Source organism: Streptomyces sp. B1866 (genome assembly GCF_031932565.1).
Taxonomy (GTDB): domain Bacteria; phylum Actinomycetota; class Actinomycetes; order Streptomycetales; family Streptomycetaceae; genus Streptomyces.
Genome location: NZ_JAVSCF010000003.1, coordinates 1 through 25,309, shown reverse-complemented (window position 1 = coordinate 25,309; position 25,309 = coordinate 1). Strand labels below are relative to the sequence as shown.

Below are 25,309 nucleotides of genomic sequence, written 5' to 3'. Positions count from 1 at the left end.
GCTCACCACCTGTCCAGACGAGTGGTGAAGCGGAGTTCCGTGCGGTCGCCGGGCAGCGTCACGTCGGAGAGCTCCACGACGCGGTCGCGGGTGTCGTACGCCGTCTTCCGCAGCAGGATCACCGACGTCCCGGGTGGCAGCTCCAGCTCCTCGGCCTCTTCCGGGGTCGGGGGGCGGGCGGTGAAGCGTTCCTCCACGCGGTCCAGCTCGATGCCCACCGTGTAGAGCTGGTTCGGCGTTCCGCCCGGCCAGGGCTCCTTGGTCTCGTCCAGGAGGTCCGGGTTGCCCGCGACCATGTCGCGGACGAGGTAGGACGTGATCAGGTTGAACGGCGCGGTCTCGGCGGCGTAGCGCGTCCGGTACGTGCGCTCGACCAGAGCCGTGCCTGCCGGAACGTCGAAGGCCGCCGCGATGTCCTCGTTCGCCTCGACCTCGCGGTACGCGGCGTAGAAGACGAGGTCCTGCACCTCAAGGCCGGTGTCGCGCTCGGTGTTCCCGGTCTGGGCCCGCTCCTGCTCCGGGGCGCGGGCCCGGTCCTTCTCCCACTGGTGTCGGCCGTTGTCGCGCAGCACGCGCGTACGGGGGCGGCGGACGAAGTTGCCGCGGCCGTGCTGCTTCTCGATCAGCCCCTCGTCTCGCAGCGTGCGCAACGCCTCGCGGAGGGTCGGCATGCTCCGGCCGTACTTCTCCGCTAGCCGCTCCTCGGAGGGCAGGCGGTCCCCGGGCTTCAGCTCACCTGCGCGGATGGCGCGGCGGATGTCGTCCGCGATCCGCTCGTACACCTTGGCCACTGGATCTCACCGTCTCGCTGTTCGTTCCCGGCCGACCTGGCTGGCTGACCGGGTTCAGCTTACGACTCCTAAAGAGCTCTTGACGAGCGGGGTGGCAGACGCCATAGTCGTAGCAACTCTTAAGGAGGACCTGAGGTCAGGATCTCCTGAAGAGTTCGCGTGCCCGAGGGAAAGCCGGCGAGGTGAGTACGGCGGAGCACCGGCGCCTTGAGAACTGCACAGAGTGAGCTGAATGAACGAGTGCTTTTGATCTTCGGCACCGCCGTCCGCCACGCGCGGTCGGCGGTGCCGGAGGTGACGACCACTCGTCCTCGGATGAGGGGTCGGCTTCAAGCCGTCGCGGAGCGCACGTCCGCTGTCGGCCTTCTGCCTCTACTCGCGTGCTCCCGAAGGGGGAACCTATGAAGCTCGCGGTCGGTGACGTGGTCCGAGAGCGCAGCGACATGGCACTCGGCACCGTGGTCGGATTCGCCGGTCAGCCAGGTGGCAACCTGATCGTTTTGCAGATCGCCGGCGGTGCGATGCGGCTGGTCGAGCCGAGCGGCCTGGAGATCATCGCTCGGCACGCGGGGCCCATGACGCGGCCCCGTCGGTTCCTGGCCCGCGTCGTGTTCGTGCTCGCGGTTCTGGCGGCCTACAGCGCCGGTCAGGACGTCCGTCAGTCGGGTGCGGCCTGGTCGCTGACCTTGCTGGCGGGCTTCGGCGGGTTCATGGCGGTGCTGCTCGCCCACCACGCGGGCGGCCTCGCGGTGGCTTCCCTTCGGCGCTTCCGCGTCTGAGCACGTCCTCGGTCGGGGGTGGTGGCCGACGGATCAGGGAAGCCCGCTGCCCCTGACTCTCCCCTCCCATCCAGGACCTAGGAGAGATCATTGCGTACGCACGTTGGCGACCAGGAGTCCCTGGACGCCTCCGAGCCTGACGGAACCGCCTACGGAGTCGACGACTTCCACGAGCTGTTCCTGGGCCGTCCCGGCGAGACCGCCGAGCAGCGCGCCGTCCGCACCGAGGTGGCGAAGGACGTGCTGGCCGAGCTCCTGGCCGAGGGCCAGGCCGACGAGATCGCCTTTCTGAACGCCGTGTACGCGGCGCAGCTCGCGAGCCTGACGCCGCTTCTCGGCCAGGTCCGCGGGCTGCGGGCGGACCGGCCCCGGTGGGCCGCCTGATGCTGCGCGCCCTCCCTTTCTCTCCGGCGCATCCTCTGCGGGGCCTCGAATGGGTGGCCGTCGCGTCCGCCGCCCTGCCGGTCGCCTGGTGGGTCGTGCGCGGGCTGCGCAAGCGCCGCATCGGAGAGCGGCGCGGGACGCCCGCGGTCTGGGTCGCGGCCGTGGCCGCCGTCGGCTGCACCGCGTACAGCGCGGACACGTCGTGGCGGTTCGCCGCCGACTACCTGGACATGGGCAGCGCGGTCGAGCGCGCGGCGATGTTCGCCGCCGCGGAGCTCGCGCTGTTCGCCACCGCCCTCATGGCCAGGCAGAACCTGAACGGTCCGCACGGGGCGCCGGGAGTGCCCGGGGTCCTGGTGTGGGTCATCACCGGGGTGCAGATCATCCCGGCGTACGCCGAGTCGGGCCCGGTCGGCGGCACCGTCCGGGCCTTCGTCGGCCCGGTCATGGCCGCGATGCTCTGGCACTTGGCGATGGGGATCGAACTCCGGCACCACAAGCCGGACGCCGAATCCCTCGGTCTCGCCGCGGTGCTGGGGCGGGAGGCGCGTGAGCGGCTTCTCTCCCGTCTGGGGCTCGCCGAGCGCGACCGCGACGCGGCGCAGATCACCCGCGACCGTGCCACGGTCCGCGCGGTCGCGCTGGCCGCCCGCCTCGCTGAGATGTCCCCTGAGCAGCGCGGACGGCGGCGGGGGCGGCGGACGGCCCGGCAGTTGTCGGTGGCCGTCGCTCAGGCGTCCGTCGGCACGGACCACCAGCAGCGCCGCAGTCTCCTCGCCCAGCTCGCCGCGCGTCGGCACGCCGGGGCGCTGGCCACCATCGACCTGCCGTCTCCGTGGGACGAGCCGGCTGTCGATCCCGCCGCGGCGGCTCTCGCCGCTCAGGCGCGCGATCAGATGCGCAACGCCACCGAGGCGATCCGCCGGCGGGAGTACGGCCGATTGCTCTTCCCGGACGTTCTCTCAGACCGCGGGGTGAACGCGGTGGACGGTGAAGGCCGTTCGCCTGAACAGCCCGGTACGTCGGGTGACCGGCCGGACGGCGCCCCCGCCGACGGCGGCCGGCACGCACAGCGGCTGAGCACCGCCGCGGCGCAGGCGGCCATCGAGGACGGCTGGGTCAAGGGGCTCAGCATCCGGGAGACCGCGAAGCGCGCGACGCGAGCGCCGAGCTACGTGCACGGCGTGTTCGTGCAGCTCGAAGAGGAGCGGGGTCCGCGGCCGCCGCGCGGCCGGCTCGCCGCGGCGAACGGGCGAGGCGGCCCGGAGCCCGCATCCCCCGACGCGGTGGAGCCCTGAGGCCCGCCGCCTCCACCAGCTTCCTCTACGTCTCGAACCGGGGCCCGGCCGCTGCTTTGGCCGGTAGGGCCGGGCCCCGGCCATCCCTCCCGTTCCGGAAGGAAGGTCAGTGAAGCACGGCAACGACGATGATCACGAGCGCGAGGGGGAGCGAGAGCTCTTCGAGCGCCTTGAGAAGGAGATGGCCGGGGACAGAAAGCCTGCCTCGGAAACCCCGCCGTCCGAGGACGGCGACCCGGACCAGCCCGTCCTGGTCGACCGGCCCGGCGGCCCCACCGACCCCGGCCTGATGGACCGGGTACGTGGTGCGAAGCGGCGTCCGGTCGTCCCGGCGTGGGCCAGGTCGTGGGGTGAGCTCAAGGCCGCCGGCCGGGGCGTCGCCGCGTACGCCGGGCACATCGCCGCGTACCACGCGATCCGCACCCCCTGGTACGTCCTCCGGCTCTCCGTGCAGGCGCCGCTCGGCGCGGCGCGGTTCATCGGCGGCGCGCTGCGGTGGACCTCGGACGCCGGGGGCGAGCCGCTGCGCCAGGACGCGGCCAGCCGCAACGACATCGACCGGTACCTGAAGCTTTCCCGGCAGCGCGACCGCCGGGTGCGCTGGCGGACGGTGGTCACCGTCGCCGCCGCCATCGCCGGGATGACCACGGCGCTGGCCCTGTACGTCCTGGCCCCGGCCTGGCTGCTCGCGGTGAGCGGTTTCGCGGTGACGATGGCACTCGGCTGGCTGGGCCAGGCGGCCGACGATCCGATCGTCCACAGGTCTGTGGAAATCCCCAAGGCGACCAAGCTCACCAGCGACATCGTGCTGCGCGCCCTGGGCTCCCTCGGCATTCCGGCGATCAACCAGGCACAGGCCAAGGGCGGGGACGGCTTCGGCTTCACCGCCCCCATCACCCGGGACGGCCCCGGCTGGCTCGCCGAGGGGGACCTCCCGTTCGGCGTGACGGTCACGGACATCATCGAGCGCCGCGAACGGCTCGCCTCCGGCCTGCGCCGCCCGTTGGGCTGCGTCTGGCCCGAAGCGGTGCCCGACGAGCACACGGGACACCTCCGGCTGTGGGTCGGCGACCAGGACATGTCACAGGCCCGGCAGGAGCCGTGGCCGCTGGCGAAGAGCGGCGTCGCCGACCTCTTCAAGCCCGTCGCCTGGGGCACCGACCAGCGCGGACGGTGGGTCGGCGTGACGCTGATGTTCATCGCCGGCGTTATCGGCGCCATCCCGCGGATGGGCAAAACCTTCCTCTTGCGGCTGCTGCTCCTCATCGCCGCCCTCGACGTACGGGCGGAACTCCACACGTACGACCTGAAGGGCACGGGCGACCTCGACCCCGTCGGGGAACGCGTCGCCTACCGGCACCGCGTCGGAGAAGAAGACGAGGACATCGAGTACGCCATCGCCGATCTCCGGGAACTGCGCGGAGAGCTGCGGCGGCGCGCGAAGGTCCTCCGGTCCCTGCCCCGGGACGTCTGTCCGGAGTCGAAGGTGACCACCGAGCTGGCGTCCAAGCAGTCGCTCGGGCTGCACCCGATCGTGATCGGCGTGGACGAGTGCCAGGTGTGGTTCGAACACGCCAAGTACGGGGCGGAGTTCAAGGAGATCTGCACCGACCTGGTCAAGCGGGGCCCGGCCCTCGGCATCGTGCTGCTCCTGTCGACGCAGCGCCCGGACAAGGACAGCATCCCGACCCCGATCAGTGCCAACGCCTCCGCCCGCTGGTGCCTGAAGGTCATGGGCCAGATCGAGAACGACATGGTCCTCGGCACCGGCGCCCACAAGCGAGGCGTACGGGCGACCATGTTCGCCTGGGCCGACAAGGGCATCTGCTACTTCCTCGGCGAGGGAGCGGACGCCCGGATCGTCCGCGCGGCCTTCGTCGACGCGCTGGAAGCCGACCGCATCGCTCTCCGCGCCCGCGCCCTCCGCGAACGCGCCGGGACCCTCGCCGGACACGCGCTCGGCCAGGAGCCGGAGGCGGTGAGCGGCCCCGGGTACGACCTGCTGGCCGACCTCGCCGCCGTCCTGCCGACCGACAAGCCGAAGCTCTGGAACGAGGTGGCCGTCGGCTGCCTCGCCGAACTCCGGCCGGAGGTCTACGGCGACTGGACGCCGGAACAGCTCACCGTGGCCCTGAAGCCCTTCGGCATCCGGACCGGCCAGGTCTGGGGGATCACCGACGACGGCAAGGGGGCCAACCGGCGCGGCATCAAGCGCGCCGACATCCTCAACGTGATTGCGGAACGTGACGGCAAGGCCGACGCCGCATAGTCGGTCCCGCCGCTGGACCTAGCGGGCACAGCCGCTAGGTCTAGCACCTCCGCTAGCAGCCGACACTGCCTCTGAGCTGCGAACTAGTCCCTAGCGGGCGCGTCCCGCCCCACCACCGTTCCCGCCCTGAAAGGGGTCTGGCATGCCCTCCATGCTCTCCGCTATCCCCGGCCTGATATTCGTCACGCTCTGCTACGCCGCTCTGTGCGCCTTCAGCCCGTACGGCAGCTGCCGCAAGTGCCACGGCTGGGGCTCCAAGATCTACACCACCCGATTCACCGGGCAGCTCAGGCGCGGTCGGCTGTGCCGCCGCTGCGAGGGCACCGGGCGGCGCCTGCGTGTCGGCCGCGCCCTCTACAACGCCGTCTCCCGGCTCCACCGCGAAGGCAACCACTGATCCTCACCCAAGGGGAGCCGTCATGACCTTCACGATCTCCGCGCTTCTGCTCTTCGGCATCCTCCTGGCGATGCTCGTCCGGTCCAAGGCCGTCGGCGTCGGTACGGCCGTCATCACCACGCTCTTCGGCTTCTACCTCGCGCGCACCGGGGCCGCGGAATCGATCGACCAGATCATGGCCGATCTCGCCAACGCCATTCCCAAGGACTGAGCCCCGCCCGCACGTCGGCCCGACACGACACCGAGAGGAAGCCCCGCCCATGCCCATCCCCGTCTTGAACAGCCCTCCGCCCCGCATCTCGTTGATGGCGGCCGGTGAGATCCGCGAGGCCCTGGCCGCCATCGAGGAGGGCAAGCCCGCGACCGCCATCGCCGCTCTGCTGGCGATCGACCCCGTCTCCTGGCAGGCGATCGAACACCGCCTCGTCGCCATCGTCGGCAGCGACCTCCGCGACCTCCTGCTCAGGGCGGCCGCCGGGAGCGACCAGGTCGTGTTGTCGGCCGTCGGCTGACGGACCCCTGTGCGGCCCCGACTCCTTCCTTGGAGCCGAGGCCGTGCGGAGGGCCGGAGAGCCCCGGCCCAGATGCCGCTCCTGCTCATCTTCGACCCAACCGCCGCTTCGGAAGGACTTGCTACCCATGATCAACCCGAATGCCGACGCCGGATCCCCGACGCACGCCCCGGCCGAGGCATACGCCGATGCCCCCAAGATCGCCGCGGAGATCTCGTGGGTGGCTCGCGCTGCCGTCGCGCGCCCCTTCGGCCAGGAGCCGGACCGGGAGTTCTGGCTTCGCAAGGCCGCGCTGCTGGACCGCATCGCACTCGAAGAGGGAGCGACGTACGCCCCCGAGGTGGCCGCGGAGGCCGTTCAGGCGGCTGCTCAAGCGGCCTGGCAGTTCGTTCGGTACGACGCCGAGCACCACGGCTTGAGCCTCCGGGGCGCGGACCTGGTCACCGACGAGGACTACCGCGCCCACGTCCGCGACGCCTACCGCGAGTGGCGTCTCCAGCAGCGCCCCTGAACTGCCCGGGGCAGCGGTCGACGGATCAGGAAGCCCGCTGCCCCGGTTCCTCCCCATCCCATCCAAGGAATCAGGAGGTGCCCTTAGCATGCACCAAACCGACCTCCTCCGTTCGGCCGTTCGTGCGGTCGAACGAGGTTGGCGCGTTTTCCCGCTCGTCCCCGGCGGCAAGCGACCGGCCGTCTGCTCGTGGGAGCCGCGCGCCACGACGGATATCGACCGCCTCGCGCGCTGCTGGGCGTTCGGCGACTTCAACTACGGCGTTGCGGCCGGCCCCTCGCAGCTCGTGGTCATCGATCTGGACGTGCCCAAGCACGACCAGGACACCCCGCCCGCCGGGGCGCCCGCGGCCGTCACGGACGGCGCCGGTGCCCTGGCCCTGCTCGCCGAGCAGCACGGCCAGGGCTTCCCCTCCGGTACGTACACGGTCCGCACGCCCAGCGGCGGCACGCACCTCTACTTCTCGGCGCCGGGCGGCGTCGAGCTGCGCAACACGGCGGGCGCCCTCGGCTGGAAGATCGACACCCGAGCGGGCGGCGGCTACGTGGTCGGCGAGGGCAGCGTGATCGGCGGCAAGCCGTACTCCGTCGTCGTCGACTCCGTCCCTGCTCCGCTTCCGGGCTGGCTGGCCGAGCTCCTGAAGCCCACGCCGCTGCCCGCGCGCGGCCCGGTGACCGTGCCCCTGTCCGCCGGAACCAGGCGCGGTGCGTACCTGAGCGCGGCCCTCACCGCTGAGGCGGAGCGGGTCCGCCGTGCTCAGCGCGGAAACCGCAACAACGCGCTCTACCTGGCGGCGGTGGCCCTCGGCCAGCTCATCGCTGGGGGAGAGCTCGGCGCGGTCGACGTGACCGACTGGCTCACGGCCGCCGCTCTCGGCGTCGGCCTCGCCGAGCCGGAGGCCCGCAAGACCATCGCCTCCGGGCTGCGCGCCGGAGCCAGGCGGCCCCGCACCGTCGCCGGGCAGAGGGCCGCCGCATGAACGAGCGTCCCACGGTGGCCGAGCTGGTCCCCGTTCTTCGGGCAGTCCTCGCTCTGTTCGAACTGCACCCGGCCTTGCCGGCCCCCTATGTCGTGTGCAGCTCGTACAGGCCGGCGCGCGCCTATGTCACTGATCTCCGCGCACTGGAAGAGTGGCGCGCAGTCGTGGGAGTGGCCCCGGAAGAGGTCCGGTGGGACACGTCCATCGGCTCCAAGGCGGCGCTCTGCTTCTCGGTCGACGTCGACGGCGCCACGGTCGAGTTCACGGCTACCTTCCGCCTCGCGGCCGACGACGTGCGGAGGGCCGCGTGAGCGACACTCCGTACAACCGGCCCGGCCCGCACACCGCGCCGCCGCCGGAGCCGCATCCGCTCCAGCCTGCGCAGCAGCGCATCCGTACCGCGTGGACGGCCGACGAGCTGATGGCGACGGAGTTCCCGGAGCCGCGCTGGGCCGTGCCCGGGATCATCGCCGAGGGCGTGAACCTGCTCGCCGGTCCGCCGAAGGTCGGCAAGTCCTGGCTGTCGCTCGGCCTGGCCCTCGCGGTCGCGGCCGGCGGCCAGGCCATGGCCAGTGTGCCGGTGGACGGCGGACCGGTGCTCTACCTCGCCCTTGAGGACACCCCGCGCCGGCTCCAGACGCGCATGCGCAAGATCCTCGGCCGGAGCCAGGCCCCCGCCTCGCTGACGCTGGCCACCTCGTGCCCGCCGCTGCCGCAGGGCGGGAACGAGGCCATCGCCCAGTGGATCGAGCGGCATCCGGACGCGCGGATGGTCGTGATCGACGTCTTCGCGAAGATCCGCGGGACCTCGGCGTTCAGCGGATCGGCCTACGACGCGGACTACGCGGCCGTGGGCCACGTGAAGCGCATCGCCGACCACTACGGCATCGCGATCGTCCTCGTCCACCACGTCCGCAAGGCCGGATCGGACGACTTCCTCGCGGAGGTCTCCGGCACCAACGGCCTGGCCGGAGCGGCCGACGCCACGCTCGTCCTGAAGCGGGCCCGCGGCCAGGCGGACGGCGTCCTGCACGTCACCGGCCGTGACGTCGACGAGGCCGAATACGCGCTGCGCTTCGAGGCGGAGGCCGGCGCCTGGCAACTCCTCGACGGCCCGGCCGCGGACCACACGATCGGCGACACCCGGGCCACGGTCCTGCGGTACGTCCGCACGAACCCGGAAGCCAAGCCGAAGCAAATCGCCGAGGGGACCGGCCTGCCGCCGGACCTGGTACGGCAGACCTGCTCTCGCATGGCCAACGACGTGCAGCTCATCAGGAAGAACGGGGGCTACGTCGTCCCCGGGGAGCACGGGGGACAGGGATGACGAGTCACAGCAGTCACAGCGTCACCGCGGTCACGCTGCCGCACCTCTTCACCCCGGTCGAGATCGCCCAGGCCCTCGGCTGCTCGGAGTGGTGGGTGAAGGAGCAGGCCAAGCGGCGGCGGATCCCCTTCACACGGCCGGGCGGGGCGTACCGCTTCACGGCCGAGCACTTCGAGGAGATCGTCCGGCTCTTCGAGGAGCGCCCGAGCCGGCGGCCGGAGGGCCGTGGCGTCGCACCCGCCCGGCGGACCCGGAGCCGGCGCGAGGGGGACCCACCCCCCGCCCGGCTGGTGGCTCGGCCGCCCCGCCGGTCGCGTCAGGCACATCCGTTGGCCGCGTAGGAAGGGGGGAGCAGCACATGGGATACGCGGAGAAGCGCGGCAACTACTACCGCGGCCGGTACAAGATCGCGCCCGGCAAGTACGGCACCGTGTGCGACGCACAGGGCCGGACGATCAAGTTCGAGAAGAAGCGCGAGGCGGAGCAGGCGGCGGACGCGGAAGAGGCCAAGATCCGGGAGAAGGGCTGGAAGGACCCGGCGCTCGGCCTTGAGACCTTCGGCGAGTACGCGAGCCGCTGGTTCGCGGACCAGGACCTCGCGTCCACCACGATGCAGAACTACCGCCGCGCCATCGAGGAACACCTCCTTCCCGAGTTCGGTGAGCGGCCCCTCAAGTCCATCAGTCGCCGGGACATCACCGCGTGGGAGAAGAAGGAGAAGGAGTCCGGCTACGAGGCGTCCAGCATCAGGACCTGGCGGGCCCGGCTGCACCTCGTTCTCGCCGACGCGGTGGACGAGGGGCTGATCGACGCCAACCCCGCGGCTCGTCGTCGCGGCAGGGGGAAGAGGGCGGGGCGGGGAAGCCATCACCGGGGTCCGGAGAAGGTGATCACCTCCCCGCTGGGCATCCTGCTCGTGGCCGAGCGCCTGGCCGTGCTGTCGGGTCGGGACGACGAGTTCGTGGCCGGCGTCCTCAAGGGCTATACGGGGATGCGGTGGGGGGAGATCGTCGGCCTTGAGACCGAGTTCGTGCGGTCGCGGTCACGGACCGTTCGCGTGGAGTGGCAGCTCGTCGAGCTGGATTCCGGCGTACTGGAACGCTGCCCGCCCAAAGAGGACAGCTACCGGACCATCGACGTACCGGTCTGGTTGTCCGACCTGCTCGCCGGACACGTCAGCCGCACGAACCCCCGAAAGTGCCCCTGCCACGGCCTGACCTACGCCTTCAGCAGCTTCGGCACGGTGCGCCGCTGGGGCAGGGGCGGAGGTCCGACGGTGAAGGACGTCGCCAAGCTCGCGGGGGTCAGCGCGGGCACGGTGTCCAACGTCCTGAACCGGCCCGAGGCAGTAGGAGAGGACACCCGCCTGCGTGTCATGGAGGCGATGGCGGAGCTCGACTACACGAGGGGCCGGACTCCCGCGGAGACGGCGGCGCACTGGCGTCGGAAGAGTTTCGGGTCCCGTCTCTTTCATCCGGCAGCGACGGGCAAGTACGAGCAGGTGGGCACCCGGCCGGCCGCGCCGGTGCCCATCGGGCCCGGGCTGTGGCCGGGAACGCTGGTTCAGGGACGAGGGGCGGCCGCACGGGCCACCGCCTGCTGGGTGCCGATCGCACCGGGACTCACGCCCCACGGGCTCCGGCACTCGCATCGGACGATCATGGAGGAACTGGGGACGCCGAAGGTGCTCATGGACGAGCGCATGGGCCATGTCGACGGGTCGGTCTCCGCGCGGTACGCGCACGTGACCGACGACATGCGCCACCGGCTGATGAAGGGGCTTACCCGTTGCTGGGAGGCTTCGCTCGACGCGCGGCTGGCGATCAGCCCGCGGTCATCCGTCGCAGTGCTGGACGCCCTGCTCCAGGAGCGAGCGGCCGGCGGTTTCTCCCAGACTTCTCCCGGATGATCTGTGGAGCGGGGAGAAAACGACATCTGACCTGCGGAAATAGAAAAGAGAGAGAATGACGGCACATTCCTGATAAGGAAGAGGCCACAGGTTCAAGTCCTGTTAGCCCCACCAGCGCGAAAAGGCCCCTGACCAGTCCTGGTCGGGGGTCTTCGGCATGCGGGCCCGGGATGCGCCCCGGTCCGCCGCGCCGCACGCTGGAGTCATGGCCGTGCATCCGCCCGTGATCGTTCACCCGCCGTCCGCGACGGGCGGCCGCCGGGTCACGATCCACGGGCAGGCCGTGGGCCTGGCGTACGGGCCCGGGGACGTGGCCGAGTTCCTGCGCCGGGCCGGGGTGCCGGAGGACGTGGCGCTGGACGACCCGGAGTTGATCGAGTGGCGCGGCGGGGACCAGGACGTGTGGGAGCCCCCGGCCTGACCCATGGGGCCCCGGCCTGACCCACGGGGTCCCGCGGCCGGGCCCGGGGACCCGAAGAGCGGTGCGGGCGCGGCGTGGGCCTGTTCCAGGGAGCTACTGGCGGGTAATAATCGGCGCGGACTGTCCGCCCCCTCGCTTCGGAGGCCCCGTGCCCGCCACCGACCGCTCCGCCCGCCTGCTCGCCGGCGCGGGCGCCCTCCACTTCCTCGTGCCCGGGCCGTACGACGCCGTCGTGCCGCGCGCGCTGCCGGGTCGGGCCCGCGCCTGAACGTACGCGAGCGGTGTCGCCGAGTTGCTGATCGCGGCCGGAGTCGCGGTGCCCCGGCTGCGCGGAGCCGGGGCGCGGGCCGCCGCGGGGCTGTTCGTCGCCGTCTTCCCCGCCAACGTGCAGATGGCCTACGACTGGCGGCGCCGCCCGGCCGCGCTGCGGGCCGTCGCCTACGGGCGGCTGCCGCTCCAGGTGCCCCTGGTGCTGTGGGCCAGGAAGGTCGCCCGGGACGCCGCCCGGCCGTGAAGGCGGCAGAAGGGGCGAGGTCCCTGCGTAATACAGGACGAACAGGGGCATTCGGTCGCGGACGTCTGTGATTGGAGATGCCCATGATCATCAAGAGGATGCACGACGCCGGCGTGCGCAGTGAACACGCCTATCTCGCCGCCCTCATGTCCATCGGCCTGTCCGTCGCCACCTGGGGCGGCTCCCTCAAGGCCGAACCGGGCACCGGCCTGGCCAGGGCCGACCGGTGGGGCATCTTCGTCGGCGAGTGGGCGCCGACCTTCCTGGGCGTGGGGCTGGCGCTGTCCCAGTACGAGCAGGACGAGGGCGCGCTGCTCGTCGGCGCCTCCTGACCCGCACCGCCTGCCGCGGCGACCGGACTCCCGTGCCCGGGCGGGGAATCGGTGTCCGGTTCCTGCCGGGGGCTGTGGCCTTGAGGTCACCGATAGTTATCAACCGGTGTGTATGATCGAGCGCCAGAGGTCCCTACGTCAGGAATTTCAGAGACGAGGTAGCGCGGTGAAGAAGTTTCTCCTGGTCGCACTGGCCGCCATCGGCGGGCTCCTGGTGTACCGCCAGATCCAGGCGGACCGCGCCGAGCAGGATCTGTGGACGGAGGCGACCGACTCCGTGCCCGCTGGTTCGGGCGTGTGAGCCGATAGGTCCTCGCGTCGGGCCCCGACCGCTCAGGCGGTCGGGGCCCGACTGCGTATCGTGTCCCCGACCGCGCGGCCGGTGGGACGGCCGTGGCCGGGGCGCCCTTGAGTTCGCCGGTGGTTGTCCCTAGCTTGCAGCGTGCAGCGTGCACGTCGGCCCGCAGGGGCGAGGACCGGCGGACCGGGCGCCGGTACGATGAGGGGACGCGTGATGAACGACCGCAGCAGGGTCAGGGCCGCCCTCGCCGCCGGGGCCGCGCTGTGCGCTCTGGCCGCGACCGGACCGGTGGCCCTCGCGGCCCCCGCCGAGCCCGGGGCGCCGGTGGCGTCGTCCTCGCCCTCGGCCTCCTCGGCCGACCCGTCCGCGGACTCCACCACGACCGGTGCCGCGGCGTACCGTACGGCGGGTGACACGCGCGTGAGCGGCGGCGGCAGCGCGTCGGGCGGCCCCGTGCTCGACTCCGGCACCGACCACCTCGACCGGATCGGACCGGGAGAGACCCGCTACTACCGCTTCACGCTCGACGGCGACGCGTCCACCGCGTACTTCTCGGCGGTCCTGCTGCCTCCGCCGGACGCCGAGGTGGTCGCCGCCGGGGACGGGATCGAGCTGACCATGGAGGGCCCGGCCGGCGGGCGGTGCGGCTCTGTGACCACCAGGTACAAGGCGGACGCCGCCTATCCGCTCGCCGCCGCCGTCCCGCGCCGCGCCGGGATGCCGACCTGCGGCGCGGCGGGGACCTACGTCGTCGCCGTGGAGCGCCTTCGCGAGGACGAGTCCGCCCCGGACCGCTGGCCCGTGGAACTGCGCTGGGCCGATGGCGCGGCGGCCGTGTCTCCCACGCCGGGCGGCTCGCCGTCGAAGGGCGCCGGAGCGTCCTGCCGGGGCGCCCTGAACTTCGCCGAGGCGCGTCAGGCGCTGGCCGGTTCGGGGACCTGCGAGGACCGGATCCGGCCCGGCGAGACCCGCTTCTACGCGGTGCCGCTCGCCCGCGGCCGGCGCCTGTCCGCCACCGCCGAACTCGCCCTCTCCTCCGGCCAGTCGGTCGACGGCCTCGACCACCCGCTGGGGTTGTCGGTCTACAACCCCGCGCGCGGCCTGGTCGGCGCCAAGTTCGCCGCGTACGAGCGGACCGCCGCCGCGTACGAGACCCACACCGTGCCGGAGCAGGACGGCGCGGGCGTCGGCAACATGATCTCCGACGGCTCGTACTACCTGGCGGTCACGCTGCCGTACGCCGCCGCCCGGTCCCTGCGGGGCGCCGACGTTCCCCTCACCCTCCGGGTGACCGTCGCCGAGGGGGAGAAGCAGTCCCCGACGGGCGGGGCGAAAAGCCCCGGCCGTACCGGCGGGCACGCGAGCCCTCCGGCCGCGGCGGGCGAGGGCGACGGCGGTGGCGACGACGGACTGCGGGCCGTCGCGTACGCCGGGTTCGGCACGGGGACGTTCCTGCTGCTCGGGCTCGGCCTCTGGACCCTGGCCGCACGCCGGCGCGCGCCGGCCCTGGCGGGCGGCCGGCGGCGGCGGACCGGATCGCCGCCGCCGTCGGCCTGGTAGCCCGGCGGCGTCAGCCGCCCGCCAGCAGCGCCCACACCCCGACCGCGTAGCACAGCACCGCCAGGACCAGCACCGGGACCACCACCCTGGCGGGCGGTCCCGGCCGGCGCGGAGCGGCGTGCGCGCCCTGCGGCTGGGGCGCGGTGTAGCGGCGGGTGCGCGGGTAGCCGGTGGGCGAGGCGGGCGTCGGCGTCGGCGGGGTGGCCGGCGCGGGCGGCAGCGGCTGCCCGTGGTCCGGCAGCGCCGGGCCGCCCGGTGCGGCGCTGGTGGACGGGGTCGGCGTGTGCCCCGGCTGTCCGGGGTCGGGCTGTCCGGGGACGGGCTGTCCGGGGTTCGGCGGCCCGGGCGGCCACGGCGCGTCCCGGGACGGCTGCGGCTGCGGCTGGGGCGGCGCGAGCTGGAAGCTGCCCGTCTCGGTCATCGACGGGAGGGGCGGCGCGGGCGGCGGAGGAGGCAGCGGCGTCCCGGGGTGCGGCGAGGGGTGCCGGTACTGGTGCGGGGACTGGTGCTCGTGCTGGTCCGTCGGCTGCGGCTGGGAAGGGTACGGCTGCGGGCCGGGCCCGGGCAGGGGCGCGCCCGCTTCCGGCGCGCCGGGTACGGGTCCGGCGCCGGGCGGGCCGGGTACGGGCCCGGCGGGCCCTGGCGGCGGGCCCGGGACCGCGGGGCCGCCGGGGTGCGGAGTGCCGGGCGGTGACGGCGGGGTCGGGGAGCCCTCGGCTGACGGCTCCCCGGCCTGGCCCGGGCCCGTGCCGTTCGTCCGGCCGCCGTGCGCCGCGCCGCCGTCCGTGCGGCTGCCGTTCGTCCCGCCGCTGTTCGTCCCGCCGCTGTTCGCCGCCGCGCCCGTGGCCGGCCGCGAGCCGTCCGGCAGCACCGGCCCCTGCGGCCCGAACCCGTCCGGCAGCGGCCCGAGCTGGTCGAAGACCTCGATGGCCTCGTCGTCCAGGGCCGGCTCCGGCAGCAGCTCGGCGGCCTCGGCGAACGCCTTCCGCGCGCCGGTCGCCGTACGGAACCGCACCCGCGGATCCGGCTGGAGCAGCCCGGCTATCACCTGCCACAGCGGTTCGGGCACGCCCTCCGGCGCGTTCGGCACGCCCTGGTCGATGAACCGCCGGATGATCGCCTCGGCGTTCGGCTTGCGCCCGACCAGCAGGTACAGCGCCACCAGGCCGACCGCGAACAGGTCGGCCGGGAAGTCCGGCTCCTCGCCGAGCATCTGCTCGGGCGCGAAGTAACCGGGCGTCCCCATCACGTAGTTGGCCTCGGTCAGCCGCGGCTCGCCCTTGCGCAGCGCGACCCCGAAGTCCGACAGGCGCAGGTGCGGCCGGGCCGTACCGGTCGCCTCCAGCAGGATGTTCGCGGGCTTGATGTCGCGGTGCACCACGCCCTCGCCGTGCACCGCCGCGAGCCCGTTGAGGAGCTGGTCGATGAGCGTGCACACGTAGCGCGGCGGCAGCGGGCCGTAGTCGGCGATGAGGTGCGCGAGCGAGCCGCCCGCCACCAGCTCCATGGTGAACAGCACCTTGTCGTCGTCCGCGGCCCAGGTCGCCGGGGCCAGGACGTGCGGGTGGTCGATCCGCAGCGCCTGCTCGCGCACGAACCGCAGCAGCGTGTGCGCGTCCCGCTGCTGGAGCACCTTCGCCGCGACGTACCGCCGCCGGCGGTGGTCCCACACCCGCCACACCTGGCCGACGCCGCCCTGCCCGATCGGGTCGACCAGCTCGTACCGGCCGGAGAAGATCTCACCCATCGCGCCGCGCCCGCCCGCTCGGCACCCCGGTGAGCGCCGTGCCCGCCGCGCCGGCCCGGTGCGGCGGGTGCGCCGTACGTCCCGTACGTGCCGTACCCGCCGCGCGCGGGGTGCCGTGGGTATGGTCGAAGTGATCGACGTGGTCGACGTGCCAGCCCATCAAGTCCCTGCGTTCCTTAAGCTCTGGCCCGCTCCGGCCGCCGCGGCCCGTTCGGCCCGGTGAAGGCCGCGGTCCTGCTTCGGTCGGATTCCTGCGCGCTTCCGCCCCCGGCCAACCCTCGCCGCTAACCCTGGTGCGCCTCGTAGTGCGCGACCGCGTCGGCGGTGCGCCCCGCGCCGTACACCCGCAGGAATTCGGCCAGTTCGGGATGGCTGGCGGACAGCACCTCGGCCGCGTCGATGATGTCCCCGGCCGCGGCCACCGACCGCAGCAGGGACTGGATCTCGCGCACGACCCGGCGCACGGTCGGAGCCCCGGTGCTCGCCGTCGTCTGCGTGGTGTTGAGCACCGACCCGCCCGCGCTCTTCTTGATCTCCTCCATGCGCTCGGCGGCCTCCGCGGCGCTGACCCGGCCGTCCGCCGCCTGGCTGGACAGCTCCTGGAGCGCCTGGACCCGCTGTACGACCGCGGGGTTGCCGATCTTGGCGCGCTGGCCGCTCATCAGCTGTGACAGCATGGGCGCGGACAGACCGAGCACGGCGGCGAGACGGGCCTGATTCAGGCCGAGATCGTCGATGAGACGGCGGAAGAGCGCCCCCAGCGGCTCTCCGTACCAGCTACGTTGCAGTTCCCGTGCCCGGGCAGTGGCGTCCTGCTGTGCTGCGTCCATCCCGCTCTCCCCTCGCTTCGCTGCCGCGAATCTTGCGTGGCATCCTACGGAGAGTGGTACGTACGGGCGATACCCGGTCGGGGATGGCACACGGTACCGGGTATTCTGATCGCCCGAGGGGCGTTAGCTCAGTTGGTAGAGCGCCGTCTTTGCATGGCGGATGTCAGGAGTTCGACTCTCCTACGCTCCACCGCAGGTGAGACAGGGGGGAGGGGCTCCCGCGCGGAGCCTTCCCCCTATTTTTGTCCCCGCCGGGTCCACAGGGCCCGCGCCTCCGCCCGGCCGTCCCCGCGCCTGGCGGAGGAGCAGGTTCCGCCGCCTTCCCGCCCTGCTGCCCGGCTCGGCCCCGCCGCCGCCGATCCGGCTGCGTCATCGCCCGCGCGGCGGTAACCCGTGGGGTGACCGCCGACGGTCCTCCCGCGACGCGCCGCGCGTCCGGTCGGGCCGTTCGGCGCCCGAGGAATGGGGCAGAGCGATGGAACATCTTGCGTACGACTATCCGGTGCTCGGGGCCTTCTGGACGGTCATGTGGGTCTTCTTGTGGGTCCTGTGGCTGATGGTGCTCTTCCGCGTCATCGTCGACATCCTCCGGGACCGGGAGACCGGCGGTGGCCAGAAGGCGGCGTGGATCCTCTTCGTGCTGGTCCTGCCGCTGGTCGGGGCCCTGGTCTACCTGATCGCCCGGGGCCGCGACATGGGGCGGCGCGAGGAGGAGGAAACGCGGCGCCAGCGCGCGGCGTTCGACGACTACGTCCGCGAGACGGCGGGCGGCCACGGGCTGGACGTGGACCGGCTGACCAAGCTCTCCGAGCTGAGGGCGCACGGCGACCTGTCCGAGGAGGAGTACCAGCGGGCCAAGGAAAAGGTCCTGCACTGACGTGGGAGGCGGCTGCGCGCCGGGTGAGCGCCTGTGGACGGCCTGAAGATCCTGCCCCTCGCCATCACCATGATGGTGGGACCGCAGATCGTGTCCGCGGTCATCCTGGTCACCGCCGAGCGGGCGGTGCGGCTGTCCCTCGCGTTCCTGGCGGGCGTGGCCGCCGCCACCGCGCTCGGGGTGGCCGCCGCGCTGGGGCTGGCCACGCTGCTGGGCGGGGCGGTCGATCTGGGCGACGGGTCGGACCAGGGCTCGGTGGGCCTGATCGTGCAGTACGCGCTGGTGGCCCTGCTGGTCCTCGCCGCGGTGCGCAGCTGGCTCGGCCGGCGGACCGCGGAGCCGCCGGGGTGGCTGCGGACGCTCATGTCGGCGGATGCGCGCCGGGCGTTCACGGTGGGCGTCCTGGTCATCCTGGCGATGCCCTCGGACATCCTGGTCATGCTGACGGTCGGCACCCACCTCGCCCAGTACGGCGCGGGCTACGTCGAGGCGCTGCCGTTCGTCGGGCTGACGGTGCTGGTGGCGGCGCTGCCGCTGGCCGTCAGGCTGCTGCTGGGGGCCCGGGCCGCCACCGCCGCGCCGCACGCCCGGGACTGGCTGAACGCGCACAGCTGGCTGGTGAACATCGTCGCCTGCGCCTTCTTCGTACTGCTCATCCTGCTGTGAGCCGTCCGACTCCTTTGATTCTTCTCATGATTCTTCTGATCGCCCAGCGTCTTCAGGGTCTGGCGAGCTTTCGAGGGCCCCGGGGACCGTCTTCGGAAAGGAACACATGATGTCCCAGACCACACACCCGCACTACGGCGGTTCCCAGGCCCTGGCCTTCGGCCTGGCCACCTTCGCCGCGGTCATGCTGATCGTCGCGGGCGCTCTCGACATCCTCCGGGGCGTCATGGCCGTCCTGAAGGACGACATCTACGTCACCACCCCGCACTACGCGGTGGAGTTCGACCTGGCGGGCTGGGGCTGGGTGCACGTCGCCCTGGGCATCCTCGCCGTCCTGGTGGGCCTGGGCCTGTTCCGGCTGTCGCTGTGGGCGCGGGTCGCCGGCGTGGCCGCCGCGGCGCTGCTGATGGTCGCGAACTTCCTGTCGTTGCCGTACTACCCGGTGTGGTCGATCGTGCTGATCGCCCTGTACGCGTTCGTCATCTGGGCCCTGTGCGTCGTCAGACCGGAAGAGGCCGACTGACCTTCCGGGTCCGGCCGGGGGCGGGGTCGTACGGGGGCGGGCGTACGGGGTGGGCCGTACGCGCGCGGGGCCTGTGCCCGCGCGGGGTCCGTCCGTACGTGCGCGAGGCCCTGCCCGTACGCGCGTGAGGCCCGTACGCGCGTGAGGCCCGTACGCGCGCGGGGCCGGGCCGGCCACCAGGGCCGGCCCGGCCCCGCGCGGGCGCCGGGCGTGCGACGGGCGGTCAGGTGTCGCCGCCGTCCGCCTCCGCCTCCTTCTTGCGCACCTCCGGGTCGAGGTGTGCCGTGTCGTCCTGGGTCGCGGCCTCGTCCGCCTGCTCCGGCCCGGCCGACCGCGCGGACTGCGCGGACTGCTCCGAGGCGTCGGCCTCGGTGGCGGCGGGCGGCTCGACCAGCCAGTCGGGGCTGGCCTGCCGGTCCCACCACTTCCACGCGGCGTAGACGCCCGCGCCCACCACGCCGAGGAAAGCGGTCCGCTTCACCACGCGGCCGGTGCGCGCGCGGCGGCGGCGCTTCCTGGCCAGCTTCTCGATCTCGGCGGCGGTGACCTGCCCGCGCAGCGCCGCGAGGGCCGCGCCGCCGCGGGCGACGGCCTGCTCGGCGACCGGCTCGGCGGCGGCGCGCGCGCCGGCCACGGCCTGGCCCACGCGCGGCGCGGTGGCGGCGGTGTAGTCGGCGGCCTGCCGGGCGGCCTGCCGGGTGCGGGTCGCGGCGCGGGTCGCGGCCGCGTCGACCTTCGGCGGCAGGGCGCCACGGGCCTGTTCGATGCGCGGCGAGAGATGGACGCGGTACTGGTCGCCCGCGGCGGCCTTGGCCTGGTGCGCCGCGTGCGTGACCTTCGGTGCGAGCCGTTCGCGGGCCTCGTGCGCGTAGCGCACAGCGGTGTCCTTGGCCGTTCCGGCATAGGGCGCCACCGCTTCCGCGGCGTGCTGGACGCCGGTCCTGGCGTTGCCGGTCGCGGCTCGCACGCTGTCCATGCGGGTCACGGGATCCTCCTCATCGGTGGCGGGCTCCTCGTCAGGGTCTCGTCAGGTGCTGTCCGGTGCTGTCTGTCCGGTGCTGTCTGTCGGCGCCTCGGGGGTCGGCCGGGCGCGGTCCGGAAGCCTCCGTGCTGTCCGGGCTGTCCGAGCTGTCCCCAAGGTATGCAGTATCGTCTTACCGCCCGGTTGAAGATCATGCCTTTCTTCGCAGATCATGCCCGGTTGCGCGGTGCGTGGCACGCATCATCGGGCATATGGGGCAATTCGGGTGGATGTCCGGTGGCCTTCCTGCCGGGTACTCCGCGTCCCGGGGTCCGTGCGAGGATCGGGGGGACAGTGCAGACGATGGAAGGTAGATCGTGGCTGAGCAGCTCTACGCCACCTTGAAGACCAACAACGGCGACATCGAGGTCCGGCTGCTGCCGAACCATGCGCCCAAGACGGTCAAGAACTTCGTGGAGCTCGCGGAGGGCACCCGCGAGTGGACGCACCCGGCCACCGGCCAGCGGGGCAAGCAGCGGCTGTACGACGGGACCGTCTTCCACCGGGTCATCAGCGGCTTCATGATCCAGGGCGGCGACCCGCTGGGCAACGGCACCGGCGGCCCGGGGTACGAGTTCGCCGACGAGTTCCACCCGGACCTGGCGTTCACCAAGCCGTACCTGCTGGCCATGGCCAACGCGGGCCCCGGCACCAACGGCTCGCAGTTCTTCGTCACCGTGGCGCCCACCACCTGGCTGACCGGCAAGCACACCATCTTCGGCGAGGTGGTGGACGAGAAGAGCCAGCGGGTCGTCGACGCCATCGCGGGCACCGCCACCAACCCGCGCACCGACCGGCCGGTGAACGACGTGGTCATCGAGTCGGTCGTCGTGGAGAAGCGCGAGGGCTGACCGCCAGGTCGGGGCCCCTCGGCCCTTCGGCGGGCGGCGCGGCGGCTGTCCGGTGGCCCGGCGGTCCGGCCCGACCGTCCGGTGCCGCGCCGTCCGGGCCCCGGCCCGCCCCGGCCCGCCTTGGCGGCGCCCCGGGGGCGTATGGATGCGCCTGGCGGCGCGCGGTGTGGCGTGCGTGCCCTCTGGGACTCCGTCGCGCTCGCAGGGGCCGCGTCCGGCGCGTACGGGCGTGTACGGCGCCGTACGGGCGCGGTGCGGGCCCGGACGGCGCGGAGCCGTGCCCGGCGCGCGGGAACTTCGTGTCCCGCTCGTCCGTGTGAACAAGCAGCGAGGCACTCGCCTCGCCTCTCGTCCGGCGGCGCCCGGCAGGCGCCAGGGACAGCGGCAAGGAGACCACGGTGGAGGACCAGGCGGTCCGCTGTTACCGGCATCCCGACCGGGAGACCGGCATCAGCTGCACCCGCTGCGAGCGGGCCATCTGCCCTGCCTGCATGATCAGCGCCTCGGTCGGCTTCCAGTGCCCGGAGTGCGTCGGCGGCGGCGCGGCGGCCGCGCGGGGCCCGGCCGGAGCGGCGGCGAGCCGCGCGTCCGGCGGCCCCTCGGGCCCGTACCGGCGCACGGCCCAGCCGCGCACGGTGGCGGGCGGCCTGCGGCACGCGGACCCGCGCCTGGTCACGAAGATCCTGCTCGGGATCAACGTGGCGGTGTGGGTCGCGGTGCTCATGAACGACCGCCTGGTGGACGACCTCGCGCTGATCGCGCAGTGGCCGCCGACGCCCTTCACGCCGACCGAGGGTGTCGCCGAGGGGCAGTGGTACCGGCTGCTGACCGCGACGTTCCTGCACGAGCAGCCGTGGCACATCGCCTTCAACATGCTGTCGCTGTGGTGGCTCGGCGGCCCGCTGGAGGCCGCCTTCGGCCGCGCCCGCTACCTCGCGCTGTACCTGCTGTCCGGGCTCGGCGGCAGCGCCCTGTCGTACCTCGTCGCTGGGGAGAACACGGCGTCGCTCGGCGCCTCGGGGGCGATTTTCGGCCTGCTCGGCGCGACCGCCGTGCTCATGCGGCGGCTGAACTACGACATGCGGCCGGTCGTCGCGCTGCTCGCGCTGAACCTGCTCTTCACCTTCACCTGGTCCGGCATCTCCTGGCAGGCGCACGTCGGCGGCCTGGTGATGGGCACGGCCGTGGCGTACGGGATGGTGCACGCCCCGCGCGGGCGGCGGGTGCTGGTGCAGGGCGGGACGTGCGCGCTGGCCCTGCTGGTGATCGTCGTGGCGGTCCTCGCGCGGACGGCCCAGCTGACGGGCTGACGGCGACCGGACCGACGGCGACGGGGGCCGGGCCGGCGGGCTGATCACGGCCGGGCCCGCGGGCCGGTCGGCCGCGCGGGTTTCCCCAGGGCTGTGGGCGGCCGGGCCTGTGCGGCGGCTTCCGGGCTGGTCAGAAGGGTCGGCGGGCCGCCTTGTCCACAGCGGCCCGGAGAAGTTGTGCATAGTGTGGAGAACGTCTGTCCACACTCGAACAGATCTACGTTTCCGCTGGCAAACGGCCTGTTACCGCCGGTTGCGGCAGGGTGGGCGGGCGGTCGTACCGGCGTCAACGGGGCGGAGGTTATCCACAGATCTTCTGAGTTTTCCCAGGCTGTGGATAACGTTGTGGACAAATTTGCGGCGCACAGATTTGCGGTCCGCCGACGCGCCCGGACCCGCCCCGCCGGCGCGCCGCGGTCACACCCGCCGACGCGCCGTCGGCGGGGTCACTTCCACTGCGTGGAGACGACGAAGCCGCCCGCGATGAAGCCGAAGCCGACCACGATGTTCCAGTTGCCCAGCGACTCGACCGGCATGTCCCCGGTGGTCACGTAGAAGACCACGATCCAGGCCAGGCCGACGACGAACAGCGCCAGCATCAGCGGCGCCACCCAGCCCCGCCCGGAGCTGAGGTTGATCGTCGTGGCCTTGGCCGGCGGCGGAGTGAAGTCGCCCTTCTTGCGGATGCGTGACTTCGGCACGAGGAACTCTCCTGTCGATGCGCTGCGGGGCCGCGCGAGATGTGCGGGGACTGTGCGGACTGCGGGGTGTCGGAGGGGGCGGGCGGCGGCGCCCGGCCGGACCGCCTCACTCCTCCGGGCGTCCGTTAGCGTAGTCCTTCCGCGGCGTCGTAAGGAGTAAGGGTACGTTGAGCATTTCCGCCGGTCCTCCTGGCCCCGGCTCCGAACCCGACCCGGCGCCGCGCCCCGCCCGGGACGCCCGCCGGAGCCCGGACCCGGAGCCGGCACCCGGCCCGGACCCGGCCGCGGACCCGGAGCCGGACCCCGGACCGGCCGCCGCTGCCGCCCCCGCGCGCCGCCTCCGCGCCCGTACGCTCGCGCGCCCCGGCCGCCTGCTGACCGTCTCGGTCTTCGTCCTGGCGGGCCTCATCTTCTGGACCAGCTTCCACACCGCCCGCGGCACCAACCTGCGCAGCGACGAGTCGATGCTGCGCCTGTCCGACCTCATCGAGCAGCGCAGCAAGCACAACGCCGAGCTCGACGACGACACCGCCCGGCTGCGCGGCGACGTCGACTCCCTCGCCCGCCGGGACAACGGCCTCTCCCCCGCCGAGCGCGATCGGCTCGCCCGCCTGGAGCGCGCCGCGGGCACCCGGCGGCTCACCGGCCCCGGCCTGACCGTCACCCTCACCGACGCCCCGCCGGACGCCACCGCGCGCATCCCCGGCGTGCCCGAGCCGCAGCCCAACGACCTGGTCATCCACCAGCAGGACCTCCAGGCCGTGGTGAACGCGCTGTGGCAGGGCGGCGCCCGCGGCATCCAGGTCATGGACCAGCGGCTGATCGCCACCAGCGCGGTGCGCTGCGTGGGCAACACCCTGATCCTCCAGGGCCGCGTCTACTCCCCGCCGTACACGATCACCGCCGTCGGCGACCCGGGCGCGCTGCGCCGCGCGCTGTCCGCGTCCCCGGCCATCGACACCTATCAGAGCTACGTCGCCGCGTACGGCCTGGGCTGGTCGGTCCGGCGGCGCCACGAGGTGACGCTGCCCGGCTACACCGGCACCGTCGACCTGCACCACGCGCGCCCCGAGGACGCGGGGGAGTAGCCGCGCCGAAGCCGCCGGGGCCGTGCCACCGGTACGGGCTGGTAAGGCGAGCCCCAAGCTTTGCCCGTGGACCCTCCGGTCACACGCCCGGCCCCTTAGGCTGGGGGCTGCAAATGTCTCGCGGACGTTTCGTGAGCATCGGTCATCGTGGGGTAGGGACGGCATGTACGGCTGGATCTGGCGGCGTCTGCCGGGCAACGCGTGGGTGAAGGCACTGATCTCACTCGTGCTGGTGCTGGCGATCGTGTTCGTGCTCTTCCAGTACGTCTTCCCGTGGGCGGAGCCGCTGCTGCCGTTCAACGACGTCACCGTCGACAGCGGCATGGGCGCCGGCGGAACGAGCGCCCGGTGACCCGCCCCGCCCGCGTGCTCGTCGTCGACAACTACGACAGCTTCGTCTTCAACCTCGTCCAGTACCTCTACCAGCTCGGCGCCGAGTGCGAGGTGCGGCGCAACGACGAGGTGGTGCCCGAGCACGCCCAGGACGGTTTCGACGGCGTCCTGCTCTCCCCCGGCCCCGGCACTCCGGAGGAGGCGGGCGTGTGCGTCGACATGGTGCGCCACTGCGCCCGCACCGGCGTGCCGGTCTTCGGAGTGTGCCTGGGCCTCCAGTCCATGGCCGTCGCGTACGGCGGCGTGGTCGGCCGCGCCCCGGAGCTGCTGCACGGCAAGACCTCGCGGGTCACGCACGAGGGCGCCGGGGTGTTCCAGGGCCTGCCGTCGCCCTTCACCGCCACCCGCTACCACTCGCTGGCCGTGGACCCGGCCACCGTCCCGGCCGAGCTGGAGGTCACGGCCTGGACCGAAAGCCGCGTCGTGATGGGGCTGCGCCACCGCGACCTGCCGGTGGAGGGCGTGCAGTTCCACCCCGAGTCGGTGCTCACCGAGTGGGGCCACCGGATGCTTGCCAACTGGCTCGCCCAGTGCGGCGACCCGGGCGCGGTGGCCCGCTCGGAGGGCCTGGCGCCCGTCGTCGGCGGGGCCACAGCCGGCGGCGGCACGTGACAGCGGTCCGCCCCGAGCGGGACGGCACGGCCTACGACGCTCAGGGGTCTGCGTACGATCCCTACGAGCCGTCCGGCCCGTACGCCTCGGAGCAGGGCCCGGACGGCCCGTACGGCCCCGGGCGGCCCCACGACCCGCCCGGGCGGCCGTACGGCCCCCAGAGCGCCGCACACGGGCTCTCCGGAGGCGGCGGGCAGGCCGTCGGCGGCGAGGAGCCGCCCTCCGGGGCGTACGGCGGCCACGGGACCGGCCACGGGACCCGTTACGGGCAGCCCGGGGCGCCGTCCGGTGCCGCCGGGGCGGCGCGCGCGCGTCGGAGCGCGGAGGCGGCCGCCTTCGCCGCGGCCGTGGAAGGGCTCGCCGACCCCCTGACCGACCCGCTGCCCCCGACCGCCGCCCGGCGCCC

Annotated in this window: 29 protein-coding genes, 1 tRNA gene and 3 pseudogenes; 28 read left to right on the top strand and 5 right to left on the bottom strand. The window is 73.3% G+C overall.

Features of this window, described 5'->3' with window-relative positions:
* Window positions 1-2: 2 nt before the first annotated feature.
* Window positions 3-791, bottom strand: coding sequence for a GntR family transcriptional regulator (locus RKE29_RS00950; protein ID WP_312002997.1), 789 nt, complete (start codon window positions 789-791; stop codon window positions 3-5).
* A gap of 401 nt (window positions 792-1,192) precedes the next feature.
* Here RKE29_RS00950 and RKE29_RS00945 point away from each other — a divergent pair, with 401 nt between their 5' ends.
* The 18 genes and pseudogenes from RKE29_RS00945 to RKE29_RS00860 all read left to right on the top strand — a co-directional run bounded on the left by RKE29_RS00945 (window position 1,193) and on the right by RKE29_RS00860 (window position 14,284).
* Window positions 1,193-1,570 (top strand): hypothetical protein, encoded by a 378-nt coding sequence (locus RKE29_RS00945; protein ID WP_312002996.1) that lies wholly within the window; start codon window positions 1,193-1,195, stop codon window positions 1,568-1,570.
* 90 nt (window positions 1,571-1,660) lie between these two features.
* Window positions 1,661-1,954 (top strand): hypothetical protein, encoded by a 294-nt coding sequence (locus RKE29_RS00940; protein WP_312002995.1) that lies wholly within the window; start codon window positions 1,661-1,663, stop codon window positions 1,952-1,954.
* Window positions 1,954-2,793, top strand: a pseudogene (locus RKE29_RS00935) (hypothetical protein); the annotation flags it as partial. The gene RKE29_RS00940 and the pseudogene RKE29_RS00935, both read left to right, overlap by 1 nt.
* Before the next feature lie 640 nt (window positions 2,794-3,433).
* The gene (locus RKE29_RS00930; protein WP_312003060.1) at window positions 3,434-5,521 is read left to right on the top strand and encodes a cell division protein FtsK; all 2,088 of its coding nucleotides are present in this window, start codon (window positions 3,434-3,436) and stop codon (window positions 5,519-5,521) included.
* Between the two features lie 142 nt (window positions 5,522-5,663).
* A complete protein-coding gene (locus RKE29_RS00925) occupies window positions 5,664-5,918 on the top strand; it encodes a hypothetical protein (RefSeq protein ID WP_312002994.1) in 255 nt (84 codons plus the stop codon).
* 22 nt (window positions 5,919-5,940) lie between these two features.
* A complete protein-coding gene (locus RKE29_RS00920) occupies window positions 5,941-6,129 on the top strand; it encodes a hypothetical protein (RefSeq protein WP_312002993.1) in 189 nt (62 codons plus the stop codon).
* Window positions 6,130-6,178: 49 nt separating this feature from the next.
* Window positions 6,179-6,430: a hypothetical protein gene (locus tag RKE29_RS00915; RefSeq protein WP_312002992.1), complete on the top strand. Its 252-nt coding sequence runs from the start codon at window positions 6,179-6,181 to the stop codon at window positions 6,428-6,430.
* Window positions 6,431-6,557: 127 nt separating this feature from the next.
* Window positions 6,558-6,941: a hypothetical protein gene (locus RKE29_RS00910; RefSeq protein ID WP_312002991.1), complete on the top strand. Its 384-nt coding sequence runs from the start codon at window positions 6,558-6,560 to the stop codon at window positions 6,939-6,941.
* 88 nt (window positions 6,942-7,029) lie between these two features.
* Window positions 7,030-7,920 carry a bifunctional DNA primase/polymerase gene (locus RKE29_RS00905; protein ID WP_312002990.1) on the top strand — a complete coding sequence of 297 codons (891 nt, stop codon included), beginning with the start codon at window positions 7,030-7,032 and terminating at the stop codon, window positions 7,918-7,920.
* A gap of 14 nt (window positions 7,921-7,934) precedes the next feature.
* Entirely contained in the window at window positions 7,935-8,231 is a 297-nt protein-coding gene (locus RKE29_RS00900; protein WP_312002989.1) for a hypothetical protein, read from the top strand.
* Window positions 8,228-9,247: an AAA family ATPase gene (locus tag RKE29_RS00895; RefSeq protein WP_312002988.1), complete on the top strand. Its 1,020-nt coding sequence runs from the start codon at window positions 8,228-8,230 to the stop codon at window positions 9,245-9,247. The genes RKE29_RS00900 and RKE29_RS00895 overlap by 4 nt, the downstream gene beginning before the upstream one ends.
* Window positions 9,244-9,588, top strand: a complete 345-nt coding sequence (locus RKE29_RS00890; RefSeq protein WP_312002987.1) for a helix-turn-helix domain-containing protein — start codon at window positions 9,244-9,246, stop codon at window positions 9,586-9,588. Before RKE29_RS00895 ends, RKE29_RS00890 begins: the two co-directional genes overlap by 4 nt.
* A gap of 17 nt (window positions 9,589-9,605) precedes the next feature.
* Entirely contained in the window at window positions 9,606-11,156 is a 1,551-nt protein-coding gene (locus RKE29_RS00885; RefSeq protein ID WP_312002986.1) for a LacI family DNA-binding transcriptional regulator, read from the top strand.
* Between the two features lie 205 nt (window positions 11,157-11,361).
* Window positions 11,362-11,577 carry a hypothetical protein gene (locus RKE29_RS00880; RefSeq protein WP_312002985.1) on the top strand — a complete coding sequence of 72 codons (216 nt, stop codon included), beginning with the start codon at window positions 11,362-11,364 and terminating at the stop codon, window positions 11,575-11,577.
* Between the two features lie 148 nt (window positions 11,578-11,725).
* A pseudogene (locus RKE29_RS00875) lies at window positions 11,726-12,091 on the top strand (hypothetical protein).
* Window positions 12,092-12,174: 83 nt separating this feature from the next.
* Window positions 12,175-12,423, top strand: a complete 249-nt coding sequence (locus tag RKE29_RS00870) for a hypothetical protein (protein ID WP_312002984.1) — start codon at window positions 12,175-12,177, stop codon at window positions 12,421-12,423.
* 166 nt (window positions 12,424-12,589) lie between these two features.
* Window positions 12,590-12,724 (top strand): DLW-39 family protein, encoded by a 135-nt coding sequence (locus tag RKE29_RS00865; protein WP_312002983.1) that lies wholly within the window; start codon window positions 12,590-12,592, stop codon window positions 12,722-12,724.
* Window positions 12,725-12,937: 213 nt separating this feature from the next.
* Complete coding sequence (locus RKE29_RS00860; RefSeq protein ID WP_312002982.1) at window positions 12,938-14,284, top strand: hypothetical protein; 1,347 nt, start codon at window positions 12,938-12,940, stop codon at window positions 14,282-14,284.
* 10 nt (window positions 14,285-14,294) lie between these two features.
* Here RKE29_RS00860 and RKE29_RS00855 read toward each other — a convergent pair whose 3' ends face one another.
* Together RKE29_RS00855 and RKE29_RS00850 are read right to left on the bottom strand one after the other, a co-directional pair.
* Window positions 14,295-16,031, bottom strand: a complete 1,737-nt coding sequence (locus RKE29_RS00855) for a serine/threonine-protein kinase (protein WP_312002981.1) — start codon at window positions 16,029-16,031, stop codon at window positions 14,295-14,297.
* Between the two features lie 284 nt (window positions 16,032-16,315).
* Window positions 16,316-16,861, bottom strand: a complete 546-nt coding sequence (locus RKE29_RS00850; protein WP_312002980.1) for a DNA-binding protein — start codon at window positions 16,859-16,861, stop codon at window positions 16,316-16,318.
* A gap of 117 nt (window positions 16,862-16,978) precedes the next feature.
* Between RKE29_RS00850 and RKE29_RS00845 the strand changes: the two genes are divergently transcribed.
* The 4 genes from RKE29_RS00845 to RKE29_RS00830 all read left to right on the top strand — a co-directional run bounded on the left by RKE29_RS00845 (window position 16,979) and on the right by RKE29_RS00830 (window position 18,927).
* Window positions 16,979-17,051, top strand: a tRNA-Ala gene (locus RKE29_RS00845).
* Between the two features lie 285 nt (window positions 17,052-17,336).
* Complete coding sequence (locus RKE29_RS00840; RefSeq protein WP_312002979.1) at window positions 17,337-17,738, top strand: SHOCT domain-containing protein; 402 nt, start codon at window positions 17,337-17,339, stop codon at window positions 17,736-17,738.
* 33 nt (window positions 17,739-17,771) lie between these two features.
* Window positions 17,772-18,404: a GAP family protein gene (locus RKE29_RS00835; RefSeq protein WP_312002978.1), complete on the top strand. Its 633-nt coding sequence runs from the start codon at window positions 17,772-17,774 to the stop codon at window positions 18,402-18,404.
* 106 nt (window positions 18,405-18,510) lie between these two features.
* Window positions 18,511-18,927, top strand: coding sequence for a hypothetical protein (locus RKE29_RS00830; protein WP_312002977.1), 417 nt, complete (start codon window positions 18,511-18,513; stop codon window positions 18,925-18,927).
* 223 nt (window positions 18,928-19,150) lie between these two features.
* Here the strand turns inward: RKE29_RS00830 and RKE29_RS00825 are convergent, their stop codons facing one another.
* Complete coding sequence (locus RKE29_RS00825) at window positions 19,151-19,912, bottom strand: DUF5324 family protein (protein ID WP_312002976.1); 762 nt, start codon at window positions 19,910-19,912, stop codon at window positions 19,151-19,153.
* 353 nt (window positions 19,913-20,265) lie between these two features.
* Here RKE29_RS00825 and RKE29_RS00820 point away from each other — a divergent pair, with 353 nt between their 5' ends.
* Together RKE29_RS00820 and RKE29_RS00815 are read left to right on the top strand one after the other, a co-directional pair.
* Window positions 20,266-20,799 (top strand): peptidylprolyl isomerase, encoded by a 534-nt coding sequence (locus tag RKE29_RS00820; RefSeq protein WP_312002975.1) that lies wholly within the window; start codon window positions 20,266-20,268, stop codon window positions 20,797-20,799.
* 398 nt (window positions 20,800-21,197) lie between these two features.
* Window positions 21,198-22,109, top strand: coding sequence for a rhomboid family intramembrane serine protease (locus RKE29_RS00815; protein WP_312002974.1), 912 nt, complete (start codon window positions 21,198-21,200; stop codon window positions 22,107-22,109).
* A 446-nt stretch (window positions 22,110-22,555) separates the two neighbouring features.
* On the opposite strand, the gene crgA is transcribed toward RKE29_RS00815, so the two are convergent.
* Window positions 22,556-22,810 (bottom strand): cell division protein CrgA, encoded by a 255-nt coding sequence (gene crgA, locus RKE29_RS00810; protein ID WP_312002973.1) that lies wholly within the window; start codon window positions 22,808-22,810, stop codon window positions 22,556-22,558.
* Window positions 22,811-23,181: 371 nt separating this feature from the next.
* Here crgA and RKE29_RS00805 point away from each other — a divergent pair, with 371 nt between their 5' ends.
* The 4 genes and pseudogenes from RKE29_RS00805 to RKE29_RS00790 form a co-directional block, all read left to right on the top strand.
* Window positions 23,182-23,898, top strand: coding sequence for a DUF881 domain-containing protein (locus RKE29_RS00805; protein ID WP_312003059.1), 717 nt, complete (start codon window positions 23,182-23,184; stop codon window positions 23,896-23,898).
* 163 nt (window positions 23,899-24,061) lie between these two features.
* Window positions 24,062-24,250 carry a hypothetical protein gene (locus tag RKE29_RS00800; protein ID WP_312002972.1) on the top strand — a complete coding sequence of 63 codons (189 nt, stop codon included), beginning with the start codon at window positions 24,062-24,064 and terminating at the stop codon, window positions 24,248-24,250.
* On the top strand, window positions 24,247-24,903 hold the full coding sequence (locus tag RKE29_RS00795; RefSeq protein WP_312002971.1) for an aminodeoxychorismate/anthranilate synthase component II: 657 nt from the start codon (window positions 24,247-24,249) through the stop codon (window positions 24,901-24,903). The genes RKE29_RS00800 and RKE29_RS00795 overlap by 4 nt, the downstream gene beginning before the upstream one ends.
* Window positions 24,900-25,309 (top strand): annotated as a pseudogene (locus RKE29_RS00790) (hypothetical protein); the annotation flags it as partial. The gene RKE29_RS00795 and the pseudogene RKE29_RS00790, both read left to right, overlap by 4 nt.

Coding starts and splice junctions, on each gene's coding strand:
- RKE29_RS00945 (WP_312002996.1), top strand. CDS start 1,193: ATGAAGCTCGCGGTCGGTGACGTGGTCCGAGAGCGCAGCGACATGGCA.
- RKE29_RS00930 (WP_312003060.1), top strand. CDS start 3,434: ATGGCCGGGGACAGAAAGCCTGCCTCGGAAACCCCGCCGTCCGAGGAC.
- RKE29_RS00925 (WP_312002994.1), top strand. CDS start 5,664: ATGCCCTCCATGCTCTCCGCTATCCCCGGCCTGATATTCGTCACGCTC.
- RKE29_RS00920 (WP_312002993.1), top strand. CDS start 5,941: ATGACCTTCACGATCTCCGCGCTTCTGCTCTTCGGCATCCTCCTGGCG.
- RKE29_RS00915 (WP_312002992.1), top strand. CDS start 6,179: ATGCCCATCCCCGTCTTGAACAGCCCTCCGCCCCGCATCTCGTTGATG.
- RKE29_RS00910 (WP_312002991.1), top strand. CDS start 6,558: ATGATCAACCCGAATGCCGACGCCGGATCCCCGACGCACGCCCCGGCC.
- RKE29_RS00905 (WP_312002990.1), top strand. CDS start 7,030: ATGCACCAAACCGACCTCCTCCGTTCGGCCGTTCGTGCGGTCGAACGA.
- RKE29_RS00890 (WP_312002987.1), top strand. CDS start 9,244: ATGACGAGTCACAGCAGTCACAGCGTCACCGCGGTCACGCTGCCGCAC.
- RKE29_RS00885 (WP_312002986.1), top strand. CDS start 9,606: ATGGGATACGCGGAGAAGCGCGGCAACTACTACCGCGGCCGGTACAAG.
- RKE29_RS00880 (WP_312002985.1), top strand. CDS start 11,362: ATGGCCGTGCATCCGCCCGTGATCGTTCACCCGCCGTCCGCGACGGGC.
- RKE29_RS00870 (WP_312002984.1), top strand. CDS start 12,175: ATGATCATCAAGAGGATGCACGACGCCGGCGTGCGCAGTGAACACGCC.
- RKE29_RS00860 (WP_312002982.1), top strand. CDS start 12,938: ATGAACGACCGCAGCAGGGTCAGGGCCGCCCTCGCCGCCGGGGCCGCG.
- RKE29_RS00855 (WP_312002981.1), bottom strand. CDS start 16,031: ATGGGTGAGATCTTCTCCGGCCGGTACGAGCTGGTCGACCCGATCGGG.
- RKE29_RS00850 (WP_312002980.1), bottom strand. CDS start 16,861: ATGGACGCAGCACAGCAGGACGCCACTGCCCGGGCACGGGAACTGCAA.
- RKE29_RS00840 (WP_312002979.1), top strand. CDS start 17,337: ATGGAACATCTTGCGTACGACTATCCGGTGCTCGGGGCCTTCTGGACG.
- RKE29_RS00830 (WP_312002977.1), top strand. CDS start 18,511: ATGATGTCCCAGACCACACACCCGCACTACGGCGGTTCCCAGGCCCTG.
- RKE29_RS00800 (WP_312002972.1), top strand. CDS start 24,062: ATGTACGGCTGGATCTGGCGGCGTCTGCCGGGCAACGCGTGGGTGAAG.